Raw genomic sequence first — 15,338 nt, forward strand, 5'->3', positions numbered from 1 at the left:
ACTAAAATTTTTAAATCTTGTCAATATTCAGATAATATACTATACTTTGCACAAATAAGCATAGGGGGTAGATTGAATGGGCAAAACGTTGGATTTATTACAAAAATTAATTACTTTTGATAGTTCTAATCAAGAAGTTGCAAATGAAACCATTGATTATTGTAAACAGTGGTTAGAAGAACAGGGGCTCAAATCTGAAATTATAACGAACAATGATTATAAGATGCTTATTTGTAATGTAGGCGAAGGTAGTAAGCGACTCATTCTAAATGGGCATGTTGATGTGGTGAGTGGGAAAGAAGCACAATTTGACCCTGAAATTAAACATGGCAAAATTTATGGACGCGGTTCTGCTGATATGAAAGCAGGTGTCGCTTCATTTATGGTTGCAATGACTGAACTTCAAGATGCTGATTTAGGTGATGCCAGCGTTCAACTTCAATTAGTTACAGATGAGGAAATTGGTGGTCATAACTGTTCTGCGTATTTAACAGAGCAAGGCTATTTAGGTGATTTTGTGATTTGTGCTGAACCAACGCAAATTGGAATTGGCTATCAATCTAAAGGCCTTTTACAATTTGACATTCAATTAAATGGTAAGTCAGCACATGGTAGTAGACCTTGGGAAGGTGACAATGCCATTATAAAAGCCTATGAAGTATACGAAAAAATAATTGACTTGCCGTTTGCGAAACAATCTACAGATATTTTTGATGGCCCTTCGATCAATCTCGCTAAAATTTCTGGTGGTGAGGTTTATAACAAAGTACCAGATACATGTACGCTTTCAGTTGATATTCGTTATTTACCTAACCAGGATAAAGATGACATTCTAGAACAAATTAAAGGTGTTACAGATGATGAAATAGCTGTGCATATGTCAGGTCCGAGTGTGAAAAATGAAATAGATAATCCTTATATTCAACATCTTGTAAAAGAAATTAAATCTGTAACTGGCAATCAAGAAGCCAATATTTTTGGACAGCATGGCTTTGCAGATACAAGATACTTTTCAAGATTTGATGTGCCAGCAATTGAATTCGGACCTTCTGGTGATGCGTGGCATGGAGATGGTGAATATGCCGTAGTAGACTCATTAGATCAATATAAAGATATCATTGTAGGTTTTGGAAAAACGTTTAATTAGAAACAGGCAAGTGGTTGAAATAGATACTAAAATATAAGCGAACGCTCAATTTTAATCATTGTGCGTTCGCTTTTTTAGATAACTAAAAGTGTTTAAATGAAACCTATCCATTGCCAGTAAGTAAAACTAAATAATACGATAAGTAAGTAACCAATAACGGTGATTGGAATACCTGTTTTCAAGAAATCTTTAACAGTAAATGTTTCTGTACCATATGCCAACATAGATTGTGGTGAACTAACAGGAAGTAAGAAGCCAAAGCTAATTACAAATTGTTGTATGAGCACAAAGGCCATAGACTGCTCTCCTAAATCTAATGTCATTGTGAGTGAAATAAATACTGGAATTAATGCAGATGCCAAGCTTGTGGCACTTGCAAAACCTAAATGAATTAATATATTAAACAAAGAAATTAAAGCAATCGTCATCACTAATGGATAGTATTCAAGGCCGATAAGCCCAAAGGTTTGATCACTTAGCCATTGCGCAGCAGTTGTTTTTAATAACACATTACCTAAGGAGATACCCACACCAAATACAATAATCGTACCCCATGGAATGCGAGACTCAGCTTCTTTCCATGTCATAATACCAATTTTAGGGGTTAACATGATTGCTAGCGCTAATAAAATAATAGAAGATGAATCAATCGGATGTAGCACTTTTTCTGTAGACCAAAGTAAAAGTAATGCAATTGAAATAGCAATGAGACGCCATTCTTTAGCAGTGATAGGACCCATTTCATGTAATTGTTTTTTGATCAGTTGCTTGCCTCCAGATATTTCGTGTACCTCTGGTGGCATTACTTTTAGCATAATGAAATAAAGTGCAATAGACATCAAGATAGACCACGGACCAGCATAAAGAAACCATTGACCCCATGAAATATCTATTCCTAATTGATCATTAATAAAATTGATGGCAACGATATTTTGAGCGGCTGCCGTTTTAATACCTACGTTCCAAATAGACACAGCTTGTACCGCCGTAATGACAAGTAAAGCAGCAAGTTTACTATTTTTAGAAATGCCAAAAGCAGTAACCATCCCTAACAAAATAGGAATAACTGCCCCAGCACGCGCAGTTGCTGAAGGTACAAAGAAAGCTAGAAAAATGGCAACAATAATTGTACCGATAATGATGCGGTTGGTCTTATTACCTACCATAGAAAGAACGATGAGTGCGAGACGCTTATGTAGATTTGTAATTTGCATTGCGGTAGCTAAAAATAGTGCTGCAGCTACCAGTGCAATGGCAGTAGATGAGAATCCACTAAAAGCGAGTTTCAATGCGTTAGTCGTACCGAATAAACTACTCCCTTCTAAAACTTTACCGCTTGCTTGTGGATTACCTAGAGACTCGGTTAAATTTTGTACGGGACTAAATCCTAAGAGCAAGATAATCAAACCGACAATCATCGCTGCTGATACAGGGTAAGTGACTGCTTCAGTTACCCATAAGATAACGGCGAATAGTAAGATAGCTAATGCACTTTTAGCCATGAAAGGTAAGGTGTCTGGCGTTGGTAATAGCATGATAATCACAAGCGCAAGCACACTGATGATTAGCCAAAGCGGTTTAAATGTGGTGTTTTTATTCTTTGCTGAATGTTGTTTCATCTTTAAAATGCTCCTTTTCTTAATTTTTCAATTTTATAATATCAAATCAGTAAAACGTGCTCACTATAATATTAAAAAGTTCATAAAAATGCCTTTAGTTAAGTAAGAAATATAAAGAAGAGGATGAGAACCTACATTATAATGACTGAAAAATTGTGTGCATTTTATAAAATGTTTAATTTTAAAGAAACAGAGAATAATAATGATGTAGAGATAATGTGCGTGAATTTAAATAAATGATAATAAGGTGATTAAATGGATGTAAGATTTCCAATAGGAGAATTAGAAGTTCCAGATAATGTAACATTAGATGATATACAAAAGTGGGCGAAAGAAATAGAAGGTTATACTGAACGCTTAAGAGAGACTGTAGACTCGCTAGATGATGAAGCGTTGAATGCAAAGTATCGTGCAGGGAGTTGGACAGTACGTCAACTTGTACATCATATTGCTGACTCTCAATTAAATATGTATCAGCGTTTGAAGTTAGCACTCACGGATAACAATCCGACCGTACCAGCGTTTATTCAAGATGAATGGGTGATGTTGCCGGATAACGACTTACCTATCGAAAGCTCGATTAAGATGCTAGAAGGCATGAACGAGCGTATCGTAGCGGTAGCTAACAATTTAAATGAAGATCAATTAGCACAAACATTTACGTTAAAAGATAGTGGCGAGATAACGGTAGCTAAAAAGATAGCAAAACTATCTTGGCATGAAGAACATCACTTAGCACATATTAAAATAGCACTATCTAAATAGTAGAATCTAGAAAGTCGTTCAAATTATGAAAATTTGAATGGCTTTTTTAATTTGTTATCTAGCTATTTTGTATGATTTATATAGAACTATAGTAAAATAACTCTTAAAAAGGGTGCAAGTAGGATTTTCAATAAATTGCAAATGGGAAAACAAGGTGGAATTGTACACAATTGACAAACAAATTACATAAATATTACGTGTTTATATTCTAAATTAAGCTGTTTACAGACGCTCATCAAAGCTTTTATTCACTTTTTAGTCATTATGAGTCACTTTTTCAATGTAATTTAGATGTAATGAACATGCGTATATTTTAATTTGACTGTAACCTACAAACATTTTATGGATGTTATAGTATTATTTGTGAGTTGGTTGAAGCAGTAAATTATTTTTTAATTAAATAATTGAAATTCAATCGCATAAAATAAAAAATGAAAATTATCTTTCTGGGAGGATTTATTAATAATGAAAAAAACAGTAATCGCATCAACTTTAGCAGTAGGATTAGGCGTAACAGGAGCAGCAGCAGGAAATTCAGCTGACGCTTCAGAACAAAACGTAGACCAAGCACAATTAGCGCAATTAGCTCAATCAAATCCAGAGCAATTAAATGAAGCACCTGTTCAAGATGGTTCATATGACATAGACTTTAATCATAACGGTACAGACTATAGCTTCGAATCAGATGGTACAAACTTTAGCTGGAGCTTTGGTGGAGGATCAACTGAAGGTTCAACTGAGGCACCTGCTCAACAAGAAGCACCAGCTGAACAAGCAGCTGAGCCAGCACAACAATCAGCGCCAGCTGAACAAGCGGCTGAACCAGCTCAGCAAGAAGCACCAAAAACTGAAGCAACTCAACAACCACAACAAGAATCTACTTCAAAAGAATCAAGTGAAGCTTCAAGTGGTTCATCAGTAAATGTTAACTCTCATTTACAAGCAATCGCTCAACGTGAATCAGGTGGCGATCTTAAAGCTGTTAACCCATCATCAGGTGCAGCAGGTAAATACCAATTCTTACAAAGTACTTGGGATTCAGTAGCTCCAGCAGCTTACCAAGGTGTATCTCCAACAGAAGCACCTGAATCAGTACAAGATGCAGCAGCAGTTAAACTTTACAACACTGCAGGCGCTTCACAATGGGTTACTGCATAATTTAGTCAGTAATTAATCAGTTAAATAAAGTATTCAAAACCTGTTTCTACAATATAGAAGCAGGTTTTTTGATTTAATAAATAATTTGAGATAAATAAAACAAGCACGATTTAGATTAGTATCTAAATCGTGCTTGTTTTTGTTATTAAAATATTTCCGAGGAAATGCAAGCGTAGTATGAATGCAATGCAAGTATTACAAATAACGTGACCAGATGCCTTCGCTTGGGATTGATTCTACAGATATAATTTCATCTTTAGTCGGATGTTTTACGCTAAGGTGCGATGCCCATAAAGCAATTTGTTGACCAGGTTTATTCATATGTTGTCCATATTTTTGGTCACCATATAATGGTAAGTTTTGATTCGCAAATTGCACTCTAATTTGATGTGAGCGTCCAGTTCGTAATTGTACTTCGACTAAACTTTTCTTTTCAGCATTATGAATCATCTTGTAGTCTAAGATGGCTTGCTTTGCTTCTTTTTTCCTTGAATCTACCACATGTACGATGTTTTTATTCCGATCTTTCCAGAGATAATCTTTAAATTCACCTTGTTTTTTTGCAGGAGCACCATGAACAACCGCTAAATATGTTCTATCAAAGTTTTGTTTTCTTAGTTCATTTGATAAACGAGACGCAGCTTTAGATGTTTTGGCAAAAACCATAGCACCACCGACTGGTCTGTCGAGACGATGTACTAAACCAAGGTAAACCTTTCCTGGTTTATTATATTTTTCTTTAATGTAATCTTTTAACATAGATAATAAATCTTCATCTTTTGAGTCATCAGCCTGTACTGGTATATTAATAGGTTTTTCGACCATAAGTAAATGATTATCCTCATAAAGGACATTGATCAACATTGAACTCCTCCAAATCGATATAATGCTTTACATAGTTAGTACGCAATATTAAAAAATAATTAAAAATATATCAACATAGTATATTATCATATTGTAGAATAAATTCAATGACATAAATATATTATAGAAATAAAAAATAATGTATTTTAAATAACGGGAAATAAAAATAAATCGAAGTAAAAAGTAACTGTATACTATTGGTGTAAAGATACACCGTTGTCACACTAATTACATAGAGATTACATAGAGGTAAAGCCAAGTATTCTATTTATGAACTATCATGAGAGGATTTTGGTTGAATTTTCTGGAAATTATTAAGATTTTTAGTGTAATGGGAGTGTAAAAAGTCGATTGTTTTTTTAACTTCACTGTAACCCACGAGCTATTTATAGATGTTACAGTAGGTCTTGTAAATTAATTGAGGAAAGTAAATCGTCTTAGCGATGATTGAAATTACGAATTAATTTTAAAACTATAAAATAGAAATTATCTCTTAGGAGGATTATTAATAATGAAAAAAACAGTAATTGCATCAACTTTAGCAGTAGGATTAGGCGTAACAGGAGCAGCAGCAGGAAATTCAGCTGACGCTTCAGAACAAAACGTAGACCAAGCACAATTAGCGCAACAAGCTCAATCAAACTCTGAACAATTAAATCAAGCACCCGTACAAGAGGGTTCATATAATCATAACTTTACTCAAGATGGCGTAAATTATAACTTCCAATCAGATGGTACAAACTTTACTTGGAGCTATGGTGAAGGTTCAAATGGTTCATCAGAGCAAGCTTCAACTAATAGTGGTCAACAACAAGCTCAACCACAACAAGAGCAAGCACAACAAGCAACTGCTGAGCAACCAACTGAACAATCAGCTCCACAAACTGAAGAAACTCAACAACCACAACAAGAAGCAGCTTCAACTCAATCTTCAGAAAGTTCAAATAAGTCTAGCTCAAGTGAGGCTTCAAGTGGTTCATCTGTAGAAGTTAATGATCACTTAAAAGGAATTGCTGAACGTGAATCAGGTGGCGACCTTAAAGCTGTTAACCCTTCATCAGGTGCAGCAGGTAAATACCAATTCTTACAAAGTACTTGGGATTCAGTAGCACCTGAAGAATACCAAGGTCAATCACCAACTGAAGCTCCAGAATCAGTACAAGATCAAGCAGCAATGGATCTTTACGAATCTGAAGGTGCTTCACAATGGGTTACTGCATAATATAAGCAGTAATGTCTAATTAAAATTAAATATAGTTAAGTGAATAAACTAATCCCTGTTTCTACACATGTAGAGGCAGGGATTTTTATATGTAAATAAATTTATTTTGAAAGTTGATTAACTAATGGGTGTAAGGGAATAATATGATATTATGAAAAAACTTTTAGCACATTTAATCGTAGCATTGACGTTAGCAATTATATTATTTTTGACTACTTTATTTTTCGATTTACTTAAATCGATGCACTTAACAGCATTATTACTGAATATAGATTTTTTAATAGATGACAATGCTTCAAATATTGTTATGGAATTTTTAATTCATGTAGGCATTACAATTTTACTTTATGCTTTACTCTATTTTATTTATAAAAAGTTAGGGGATTATTATTATATCGCGTTAATTTGTGTCATGTTTTCATTTTTAGCACTGTATCCATTGCTGATTTATATGGCAATTAACCCTGTTTTTCAATTCCAATTCATGGGGTATATCTGTTGGATCATTGCACATATTCTATTTTTAGTTTGTACGCATAAAGGGATTAAGTTTATGACGAGAAGGTTTTAAAATTCATAATTTTGTTGAAAACTTAATACAGTAAAAGTGAAAAGTCGCTTTATAATTATTATGTAACGACGTTAATTACTCTTAAGGAGGGGTTTTTAATTAAAAATGCAGAATTAGTATTATTTGATTTAGATAATACTTTATTTCCTTTCAATGATTTATGGTTAATTGCGAATAAACAAATTTTCAACGATTCTGGATATGCAGAAGATATTGCATATAATGAATTCCTCAAAATTTACACTTATTATGATAAAAAATTTTGGTTGAAACATAGTCGAGGAGAGATAACTTTAGATGAACTCAGGCAACTACGATTAATTGAAAGCTTAAAATATTTTAAGAAAAATATTACAACGAAAGGAGCTCATGAATATTTCTTAGCATTTTTTGACATTATTATTCAACATATTAAACCTAATATAATATTAAATGATCACCTTAATGAATTAAAAAAATGGGTGAATATAGGTATATTAACTAACGGGAAAAATTTAGAACAAACGACTAAGATAGCGCGTTTAGAATTAAATAAGGTTTTTGAAAATAATATATTTATATCTGAAGATATTGGAAGTGAAAAGCCTGATAGTGCTGCTTTTTTAAAAGTGACTCATATGCTAAATATCAAACCTGAGCATACAATATATGTAGGAGATTCTTGGGAAAATGATGTTTCTGGTTCACTTAATGTAGGCATGAAACCAATTTGGTTTAATGGTGACAAAAACATAAATGACAAAAATATAGAAGTTATTAATAGTAGTATAGAAGGGTTAGTAGAAAGTTTGATAACACGAGTGAAACGATAAATAAAACACTGTTATGCATCATGCATAACAGTGTTTTATATTATTTATTGGCTTACAAGATTTTTGAAGTTTTCCAAGCGTGCTGCTTTTTCTTCTTCGCTAATGTCATGTTTTTTTACATAACGATTATTTTCGTGAGTTGCACATTCGTGTGTACAAGCACCTAAATAACGTTCTTCATTTTCTTCAGAAACAAGAATTTGTTTGTTACATTCTGGATTGCTACAGTTGATATAACGTTCGCATGGCGTACCATCGAACCATTCTTTGCCCACAACTGTTTTATCTACTTGGTTAACTTCTACACTAATACGTTCATCAAAGACATACATTTTACCGTCCCATAATTCACCTTTTACTTCCGGATCTTTACCGTAAGTAGCAATGCCGCCTTCAAGTTGACCAACATCCTCAAAGCCTTCTTTTAATAAGTAACCAGAGAATTTTTCACAGCGGATACCGCCAGTACAATAAGTGACAATTTTTTTGTCCATGAATTGCTCTTTATTTTCTTTAATCCAATCAGGTAGGTCTCTAAATCTCGTGATATCAGGGCGAACTGAACCACGGAAATGACCTAAATCGTATTCGTAATCATTTCTTGCATCAATGACTACAGTATCATCAGCTAATAAAGCTTCTCTAAATTCTTGTGGTGATAAGTAATTTCCTGTTAATTCTCTTGGGTCAACGTCATCTTCTAAATCTAGTGCAACAATTTCTTCTCTTGGACGTACGTGCATTTTTTTGAAAGCATGTCCTTCAGCTTCATCAACTTTAAAAGTAATCCCTTTAAATCTTTCATCTGATTTCAACTGTTCCATATATTTATCAGTAGCTTCGACTGTCCCAGATACAGTACCATTGATACCTTCTGTAGATACTAAAATACGGCCCTTAAGTTCTAAATTCTTACAAAAATCTAAATGCTCCGTAGCGAAAGTTTCGGGGTCATCAAGTGTTGTATATTTATAATACAATAATACTCTATAATCCATAATTCGATTCTCCTCTAATCTATTCTTTTCATTATTATTAATATAAAATTTATGGTTGAAGTGGTTGGTTGTATTGAAGCAACGTGATGCTTCATTTATAATTTACTTACTCATTATTTCGAGTAAAAGAACAAAATTCTCCTTATTGCATTATAACAAAAAAGGGATAATATTCAATTTATTAATTTAAATTAGTGCAATATTTTCATTATATATGAAAAGTACATTTGAAGAAATAGAAAAATAAAAATGCTCTTCTCAAAGCCGTCACTTTAATAGTGAAAACCATGAAAAGAGCATAGGTATATAGCATTCATTTTATACTTCTTAAAATTTAGAAGCAGCTATGATGAACTTATTTCTTCTTATTTGTGCAAACAAGTGCAGTCACTAAGCCAATTGTACTTATAGCAAAAATAATGTTCATAATTGCTAAAGTTTCGATGATTACGACGTCTTTGCCTAATCTTTCAAAGGCATTTTGCTGCATTTCCTTTTCAGAGCTTAAATCGCTTTGTGATCTTGAAGGTTTTTCTTCGATATCTTCTAACATTCTTTCTTCAACTTTAGGCATGTAATTCCTCCTTGTATACTACTTTAATATTTTCCCTTTTGACAAAAAATCAATCATACACCTTTGAAAACGCTAAACTATAAGTAATTGCAAATGAACGTGGTTATTACTATACTGAATTGATAATTGTTAGTTGAAAAGGGAGAGATGTAAATGGAAACGGTATACTTGGCAGGCGGATGTCTATGGGGTGTACAAGCCTTTGTTAAAACTTTACCTGGTGTAGTAGACACAGAAGGCGGTAGGGCAAACGGTATTACAGATACACTCGATGGAGAATATGATGGATATGTAGAAGTCATTAAGACAACATTTGATCCAGCAAAAGTGACAGTTACAGACTTAATGGGATATCTATTTGAAATTATTGATCCTTATAGCGTAAACAAGCAAGGTGAAGATGTTGGCTTGAGATATAGAACAGGATTATACAGTGAAGATGCCAAGCATTTAAAAGAGGCGCAAGCATTTATAGACGCAATTGAAGACCATTATCTGATTGCAACAGAAGTATTACCACTGACAAATTACGTGAAAAGTGCAGAAGAAAATCAAGATAGATTAACAAGATTCCCTGATGATTACTGTCATCTTCCTAAAGCACTCGTAAATAAATATAAATAAATAAACAAGGCGGCTCTCAGATTAGTGAGAACCGCCTTTGTTTATGAGCAGTGATTATGAACTATCTCATGATGTATTAAATAAGTAGTTTATCTTTAAGCTTTTAACACATCTTGTTCTAATGGAATTGATTTTTGAGCACCTTCAACTTGGACTGTAAGCGAAGCTGCTTTATTTGCGTAAGTAATACTTTCTTCTATATTAAAGTCTGTCATATTGAGACGGCTTGCAAATGCACCGATAAAAGTGTCACCTGCTGCTGTTGTATCAATCGCTTTTACTTTAAACGAAGGTATTAAACCAGCAGAATTTGCTGTCGCGTAATAAGTACCTTGCTCGCCAAGTGTGATAATGACAACTTTCATGCCTAAAGATAAAAAGTATTCGGCGTTTTGATGCATTGATGCACGATCTGTAACTGCGATACCACTTAATAATTCTGCTTCTGTTTCGTTTGGCACAATAATGTCAGTTAAAGTCAGTAAATCTTTAGATAATTCACTTGCAGGAGCTGGATTTAAAATAGTAGTGACATTGTTTTCACGTGCGATTTTAAAAGCGCTAATAATCGCAGGAACAGGCACTTCAAGTTGAGCAATAATATAATCTGCTTCTGCAATTGCGTCGGCTGCTTTATTTACATCTGTATCATTTAATTCCATATTTGCGCCACCATAAACTAAAATTGTATTTTGTCCATTGGCATCAATTGTTATGAATGCTTGGCCTGTTTGGGCAGTATCTGTTGTCATGATGTAGTCTGTATTCATATGCGCTTCTTCAAAATCTTCTAACATGAAATCTGCGTCTCCTTCAGTTCCAATCTTAGAAATAAAAGTTGTTTGGGCATTTGAGCGAGCAGTTGCAAGTGCTTGATTTGCGCCTTTACCGCCACCATAAATTTTTTGAGCATTTTGAAGATGTAATGTTTCTCCTGGTTTAACAAAACGGTCTACGTTTAAAATTTTATCTACATTGGTAGAACCAATAATTACAACTTTATTTGTCATAGTATATTCTCCTTTTTTCTTTAAAATGTCACGTTAGATTCAAGTGCAATATTTGAAAATGGTGTCGTTTCCCCTGTGCGAATATTAGCTTTTGTTAGTGAATGATTTAAATTTTGTTTCATTTCTTCATGTGGAATAAATGAAATTTCTACATTGTCACCTATCAATGATTTAATTTGTTTAAGTTGTTCAGCGTTTTGTGTTTTGATTTCTTCTGCAAGAAATATTTTTTGAACTTCAACTTCTGATAAAACGTTCTCTAAAACATCAATAAAGCGTGGTAAATCTTTAGTAATCGCTAAATCAATACGACGTTCGTCATTTGGAATTGGCATACCCGCATCATTAATTGTTATTAAATCAAAATGCCCTAATGTTGCAATTGCATGTGATACATGACTATTTAAAACCTTTGTTTTTTTCATAATTAAATCTCCCATTCTATAGTTTATTTAATAAATACTGTAACTGCTGCTGCTATTAGTATGATTACAAGTCCAATAATAGTAACGATAAGTTCTTTTGGTGTTTTTCTCTGATTCAAGAAATAAATACCTGTTAACGTAGCTAATACTACTGATGTTTGTGACAGTATGAATCCTGTCGCTAATCCATTCATATCTGACTGTGCAGAAATTAAGTATGTTAATGCACCAAATGCAAAGAACAATCCTGAAATAATTTGTTTCCAGCTGACTTTTTCTAAGAAAGCATTGCCTTGTTTCATATTCATAAATGCATAAATTACTGCAGCAAGCACCATACCCATTGCTTGTGGTAAGAATGCTTCCATACCACTGATATTAGTTGCTTGAGGTGCTGCAGAGTAGGCCCAATAACCTATTTCACCTATAAGTAGTAAAATAACTGCATTTCTTAATTTCTTACTATACTGTTGTTCTGATTTTTCACTCCAAACAGTCATATATGCACCAATTAGCACAACAAGTAGGGCAGTGAAGCCGATAATTTTATTTGTTAATCCTGGCCAATCTCCTAATGCGAAGACACCCCATAGTGATGCACCTAACAGTTGAAATGCAGTTGTGATTGGCATAGCTCTGGAAGAACCAACTAGACCAAATGCTTTAAAAGTAATAATTTGTCCAAAGCCCCAACCAACACCTGATATCAATGAAAATATAAGGTTCATTCCTGTTGGAAAATCGATACCTTGAATGAATGCGAAACCTAATGCGAAAATCAACGTTCCTACTGTTGCACCAAATATTTGGTTAACTGGTCGTCCACCAAACTTCGATGCGATGGTAGGAAATAGTCCCCAACCCAGTAATGGTCCAAGACCAATTAAAATTGCTATAATATCCATAAGACACCTCTATATATATATTTATGTAGTGATTATTTTTAGGTAAAACGATTTAGTAAAACGTTTTACTAAGTCATAATAACATCAATTTCTATTTTTGTACACGCTTTCATTTTTTGCAAAAAAAATATAAGACCTAGAAGATAAGCTGAAAATTGATAACTGCTAACTCGAGTCAAGCAATCAATGACATATCTTTAAGTCTTATATTATGTGTGTTTTATTTTTAAAAATGTTGCGTTGTTTCTCTGATAATTAACTCATTATGTAATGCAACGTTATGTAAAGTTGCATCATTTTGATTCAGCTTATGAGTGATTAAAGCTAATGCAGCCTCGCCTATTTCTTTAATAGGTTGTGCAACTGTGGTGAGGGAAGGGACAAGATATTTTGCAATGTCTATATTATCAAATCCAATAACTGAAATATCGTTTGGTACGTGAAATCCTTTATCAGCGAGACCACGCATAATACCAATAGCCATCTCATCATTCGTTGCAAAAATAGCACTAGATTTGGACTTTATAATATCATCAATGACTGCAAATCCACCTTCTTTATTTAAAGGGGTTTCGATAATTATAGGAGATGGTATCTCATGCATTTCACAATATTTGATGAAACCATCTGTTCTTGCTTTCATATTACTCGTTAAATTATAAGGTTGAATGATTGAAATGTGCGTGTGGCCGTAATCAATAAGATGTGCGGCTGCAAGTTCACCACCACTGCGTTCATTTGTTTTTACGATATCAGTAAATCCATGGTCATCACTTTGATCTAGTACGATATAGGGTATATTATGATTTAATAAATATTGATTTAAACGAGACGGGTTCTTAATCATCTGCGCAATAATCAGACCATCCATGCCTCGTTCGACAAGATGCATAATCCCTTCTTCGATTTTATCTTCCTTTGTTGTTAAGAAGAATAAATCGACATCATCTGGTTTATGATCGTCCATAGTTTGCATCATCGTGGAAAAGAATGGATTAGTTAAATTTGGTAATAGCACACCGATTAATTTTGTTTGGCTACCACGTAATTGTTGCGCATTTTTATTAGGGAAGTAGCCTAATCGCTCTTTAGCAGCAATGACTTTGTTTACTGTTTCCTCTGAAAAACGGTTGCTTTTTTTATTTAAAATTTGAGAAACCGTAGTCAAAGACACGTCTGCTTCTTTAGCTACATCTTTGATAGAAACTTTTTTCATCCAAGTTCACTCCTCATACAATCTATCCATTTAATATAATAAGTAATATTTTTATTAATTATAGCGTACCATGTACAAAGTAAAATGTATCAATTTCTTATTAATAAAATGAAAACGTTTTATATTTTTGGGTGAATTTTTCAAAAAGTGAAGAAAAGATAGGAGTAAGTCAGGTCGTGTAGTAAAATATTTTTACAGACAAGTTGGAATAAAGGTGGCTAATCTCATTGAAAATGGGGTGATGCCTATGGTTTTGGTCTCTACTCCAAGAAAGGATAGAAAATGACTGATTATGAAATCTTAATGGTTGTGTTAACAATCATTGGACTCATATTAGTTTGTAATAGCCAAAAAAAATAACGTTCCAACTTTAGGCAGATAAATGTTGGAACGTTATTTTCACTTTGTCTAGCCACCGTCTTTTTAACGGGTCTGTGAGGGAGGTATGTTAGCGCATACCTTCTTCTTAATTTTAATATAGCAACAGTCAATTCATAAGTCAAAAGATTTTATTATATTTTTAAAAGCTTACATAGAGACGTTATAAGACTTCAATAAAATGATTCATTTAGGGATAGTTAAATTTTTCAAAAAGTGAAGAAAAGATAGGAGTGAGGCAAGTCGTGTAGTAAAATATTTTTACAGACAAGTTGGAATAAAGGTGGCTAATCTCATTGAAAATGGGGTGATGCCTATGATTTTGGTCTCTACTCCAAGAAAGGATAGAAAATGACTGATTATGAAATCTTAATGGTTGTGTTAACAATCATTGGACTCATATTAGTTTGTAATAGCCAAAAAAAATAACCTTCCAACTTTGGAGAAGTTAAGGTTATTTTAACCAAAAAGCCACCGTGTTTTAACGGGTCTGTGAGGGAAGTATGTTAGCGCATATCTCCTTCTTAATTTTAATATAACAACGGTTAATTCATAAGTCAAAAGATTTTATTATATTTTTAAAAGCTTACATAGAGACGTTATAAGACTTCAATAAAATGATTCATTTAGGGATAGTTAAATTTTTCAAAAAGTGAAGAAAAGGTAGGAGTGACGCAGTTCATGTAGTAAAATATTTTTACAGACAAGTTGGAATAAAGGTGGCTAATCTCATTGAAAATGGGGTGATGCCTATGGTTTTGGTCTCTACTCCAAGAAAGGATAGCAAATGACTGATTATGAAATCTTAATGGTTGTGTTAACAATCATTGGACTCATTTTAGTTTGTAATAGCAAAAAAAATAACGTTCCAACTTTAGGCTAATAAGTGTTGGAACGTTGTTTTCAAATCAAAAAGCCACCGTATTTTAACGGGTCTGTGAGGGAGGTATGTTAGCGCATATCTCCTTCTTAATTTTAATATAACAACAGTCAATTCATAAGTCAAAAGATTTTAATGAGTGACGTTTCAATGGCTTAACAGTAGTCTTT

General features: G+C 33.4%; 15 protein-coding genes. 7 read left to right on the forward strand and 8 right to left on the reverse strand.

Translation table 11 applies throughout. From position 1 onward, the window contains the following. Window positions 1-76: 76 nt before the first annotated feature. A complete protein-coding gene (locus MHB47_RS00800) occupies window positions 77-1,147 on the forward strand; it encodes a M20 family metallopeptidase (protein ID WP_340754353.1) in 1,071 nt (356 codons plus the stop codon). A 92-nt stretch (window positions 1,148-1,239) separates the two neighbouring features. Here MHB47_RS00800 and MHB47_RS00805 read toward each other — a convergent pair whose 3' ends face one another. Then, window positions 1,240-2,766 (reverse strand): SLC13 family permease, encoded by a 1,527-nt coding sequence (locus MHB47_RS00805; protein ID WP_340754355.1) that lies wholly within the window; start codon window positions 2,764-2,766, stop codon window positions 1,240-1,242. A gap of 255 nt (window positions 2,767-3,021) precedes the next feature. Here MHB47_RS00805 and MHB47_RS00810 point away from each other — a divergent pair, with 255 nt between their 5' ends. After that, on the forward strand, window positions 3,022-3,531 hold the full coding sequence (locus tag MHB47_RS00810) for a YfiT family bacillithiol transferase (protein WP_340754357.1): 510 nt from the start codon (window positions 3,022-3,024) through the stop codon (window positions 3,529-3,531). Window positions 3,532-3,996: 465 nt separating this feature from the next. After that, window positions 3,997-4,689: a transglycosylase family protein gene (locus tag MHB47_RS00815; protein WP_340754359.1), complete on the forward strand. Its 693-nt coding sequence runs from the start codon at window positions 3,997-3,999 to the stop codon at window positions 4,687-4,689. A gap of 195 nt (window positions 4,690-4,884) precedes the next feature. On the opposite strand, the gene MHB47_RS00820 is transcribed toward MHB47_RS00815, so the two are convergent. Next, on the reverse strand, window positions 4,885-5,553 hold the full coding sequence (locus MHB47_RS00820) for an RluA family pseudouridine synthase (protein WP_340754361.1): 669 nt from the start codon (window positions 5,551-5,553) through the stop codon (window positions 4,885-4,887). A gap of 511 nt (window positions 5,554-6,064) precedes the next feature. On the opposite strand from MHB47_RS00820, the gene MHB47_RS00825 reads away from it, so the two are divergent. The 3 genes from MHB47_RS00825 to MHB47_RS00835 all read left to right on the forward strand — a co-directional run bounded on the left by MHB47_RS00825 (window position 6,065) and on the right by MHB47_RS00835 (window position 8,158). After that, the gene (locus MHB47_RS00825) at window positions 6,065-6,775 is read left to right on the forward strand and encodes a transglycosylase family protein (protein WP_340754363.1); all 711 of its coding nucleotides are present in this window, start codon (window positions 6,065-6,067) and stop codon (window positions 6,773-6,775) included. A 151-nt stretch (window positions 6,776-6,926) separates the two neighbouring features. Beyond that, window positions 6,927-7,346 carry a hypothetical protein gene (locus MHB47_RS00830; RefSeq protein ID WP_340754366.1) on the forward strand — a complete coding sequence of 140 codons (420 nt, stop codon included), beginning with the start codon at window positions 6,927-6,929 and terminating at the stop codon, window positions 7,344-7,346. Window positions 7,347-7,444: 98 nt separating this feature from the next. Continuing rightward, window positions 7,445-8,158, forward strand: coding sequence for an HAD family hydrolase (locus tag MHB47_RS00835; RefSeq protein WP_340757253.1), 714 nt, complete (start codon window positions 7,445-7,447; stop codon window positions 8,156-8,158). Between the two features lie 44 nt (window positions 8,159-8,202). Here the strand turns inward: MHB47_RS00835 and trhO are convergent, their stop codons facing one another. Further along, window positions 8,203-9,156: an oxygen-dependent tRNA uridine(34) hydroxylase TrhO gene (gene trhO, locus MHB47_RS00840; protein WP_340754367.1), complete on the reverse strand. Its 954-nt coding sequence runs from the start codon at window positions 9,154-9,156 to the stop codon at window positions 8,203-8,205. 355 nt (window positions 9,157-9,511) lie between these two features. Further along, window positions 9,512-9,730: a hypothetical protein gene (locus MHB47_RS00845; protein WP_002506421.1), complete on the reverse strand. Its 219-nt coding sequence runs from the start codon at window positions 9,728-9,730 to the stop codon at window positions 9,512-9,514. 153 nt (window positions 9,731-9,883) lie between these two features. On the opposite strand from MHB47_RS00845, the gene MHB47_RS00850 reads away from it, so the two are divergent. Continuing rightward, complete coding sequence (locus tag MHB47_RS00850) at window positions 9,884-10,354, forward strand: peptide-methionine (S)-S-oxide reductase (RefSeq protein WP_340754370.1); 471 nt, start codon at window positions 9,884-9,886, stop codon at window positions 10,352-10,354. A gap of 95 nt (window positions 10,355-10,449) precedes the next feature. Here MHB47_RS00850 and rbsK read toward each other — a convergent pair whose 3' ends face one another. From rbsK to rbsR, 4 genes are all read right to left on the reverse strand, one after another. Then, the gene (gene rbsK, locus MHB47_RS00855) at window positions 10,450-11,364 is read right to left on the reverse strand and encodes a ribokinase (protein WP_021338944.1); all 915 of its coding nucleotides are present in this window, start codon (window positions 11,362-11,364) and stop codon (window positions 10,450-10,452) included. 20 nt (window positions 11,365-11,384) lie between these two features. Next, window positions 11,385-11,789: a D-ribose pyranase gene (rbsD, locus tag MHB47_RS00860; protein ID WP_021338943.1), complete on the reverse strand. Its 405-nt coding sequence runs from the start codon at window positions 11,787-11,789 to the stop codon at window positions 11,385-11,387. Between the two features lie 23 nt (window positions 11,790-11,812). After that, complete coding sequence (gene rbsU / locus MHB47_RS00865; protein WP_002506425.1) at window positions 11,813-12,694, reverse strand: ribose/proton symporter RbsU; 882 nt, start codon at window positions 12,692-12,694, stop codon at window positions 11,813-11,815. 226 nt (window positions 12,695-12,920) lie between these two features. Further along, window positions 12,921-13,910, reverse strand: a complete 990-nt coding sequence (gene rbsR, locus MHB47_RS00870) for a ribose utilization transcriptional repressor RbsR (protein WP_340754372.1) — start codon at window positions 13,908-13,910, stop codon at window positions 12,921-12,923. Window positions 13,911-15,338: the final 1,428 nt, after the last annotated feature.

This window comes from Staphylococcus sp. FSL K6-3157 (assembly GCF_038005145.1).
Classification (GTDB): Bacteria; Bacillota; Bacilli; order Staphylococcales; family Staphylococcaceae; genus Staphylococcus; species Staphylococcus equorum.

What these genes read in the sequence shown, in the direction of transcription:
- MHB47_RS00800 (WP_340754353.1), top strand. Translation starts at nt 77, where the DNA reads ATGGGCAAAACGTTGGATTTATTACAAAAATTAATTACTTTTGATAGT.
- MHB47_RS00805 (WP_340754355.1), bottom strand. Translation starts at nt 2,766, where the DNA reads ATGAAACAACATTCAGCAAAGAATAAAAACACCACATTTAAACCGCTT.
- MHB47_RS00810 (WP_340754357.1), top strand. Translation starts at nt 3,022, where the DNA reads ATGGATGTAAGATTTCCAATAGGAGAATTAGAAGTTCCAGATAATGTA.
- MHB47_RS00815 (WP_340754359.1), top strand. Translation starts at nt 3,997, where the DNA reads ATGAAAAAAACAGTAATCGCATCAACTTTAGCAGTAGGATTAGGCGTA.
- MHB47_RS00820 (WP_340754361.1), bottom strand. Translation starts at nt 5,553, where the DNA reads ATGTTGATCAATGTCCTTTATGAGGATAATCATTTACTTATGGTCGAA.
- MHB47_RS00825 (WP_340754363.1), top strand. Translation starts at nt 6,065, where the DNA reads ATGAAAAAAACAGTAATTGCATCAACTTTAGCAGTAGGATTAGGCGTA.
- MHB47_RS00830 (WP_340754366.1), top strand. Translation starts at nt 6,927, where the DNA reads ATGAAAAAACTTTTAGCACATTTAATCGTAGCATTGACGTTAGCAATT.
- trhO (WP_340754367.1), bottom strand. Translation starts at nt 9,156, where the DNA reads ATGGATTATAGAGTATTATTGTATTATAAATATACAACACTTGATGAC.
- MHB47_RS00845 (WP_002506421.1), bottom strand. Translation starts at nt 9,730, where the DNA reads ATGCCTAAAGTTGAAGAAAGAATGTTAGAAGATATCGAAGAAAAACCT.
- MHB47_RS00850 (WP_340754370.1), top strand. Translation starts at nt 9,884, where the DNA reads ATGGAAACGGTATACTTGGCAGGCGGATGTCTATGGGGTGTACAAGCC.
- rbsK (WP_021338944.1), bottom strand. Translation starts at nt 11,364, where the DNA reads ATGACAAATAAAGTTGTAATTATTGGTTCTACCAATGTAGATAAAATT.
- rbsD (WP_021338943.1), bottom strand. Translation starts at nt 11,789, where the DNA reads ATGAAAAAAACAAAGGTTTTAAATAGTCATGTATCACATGCAATTGCA.
- rbsU (WP_002506425.1), bottom strand. Translation starts at nt 12,694, where the DNA reads ATGGATATTATAGCAATTTTAATTGGTCTTGGACCATTACTGGGTTGG.
- rbsR (WP_340754372.1), bottom strand. Translation starts at nt 13,910, where the DNA reads ATGAAAAAAGTTTCTATCAAAGATGTAGCTAAAGAAGCAGACGTGTCT.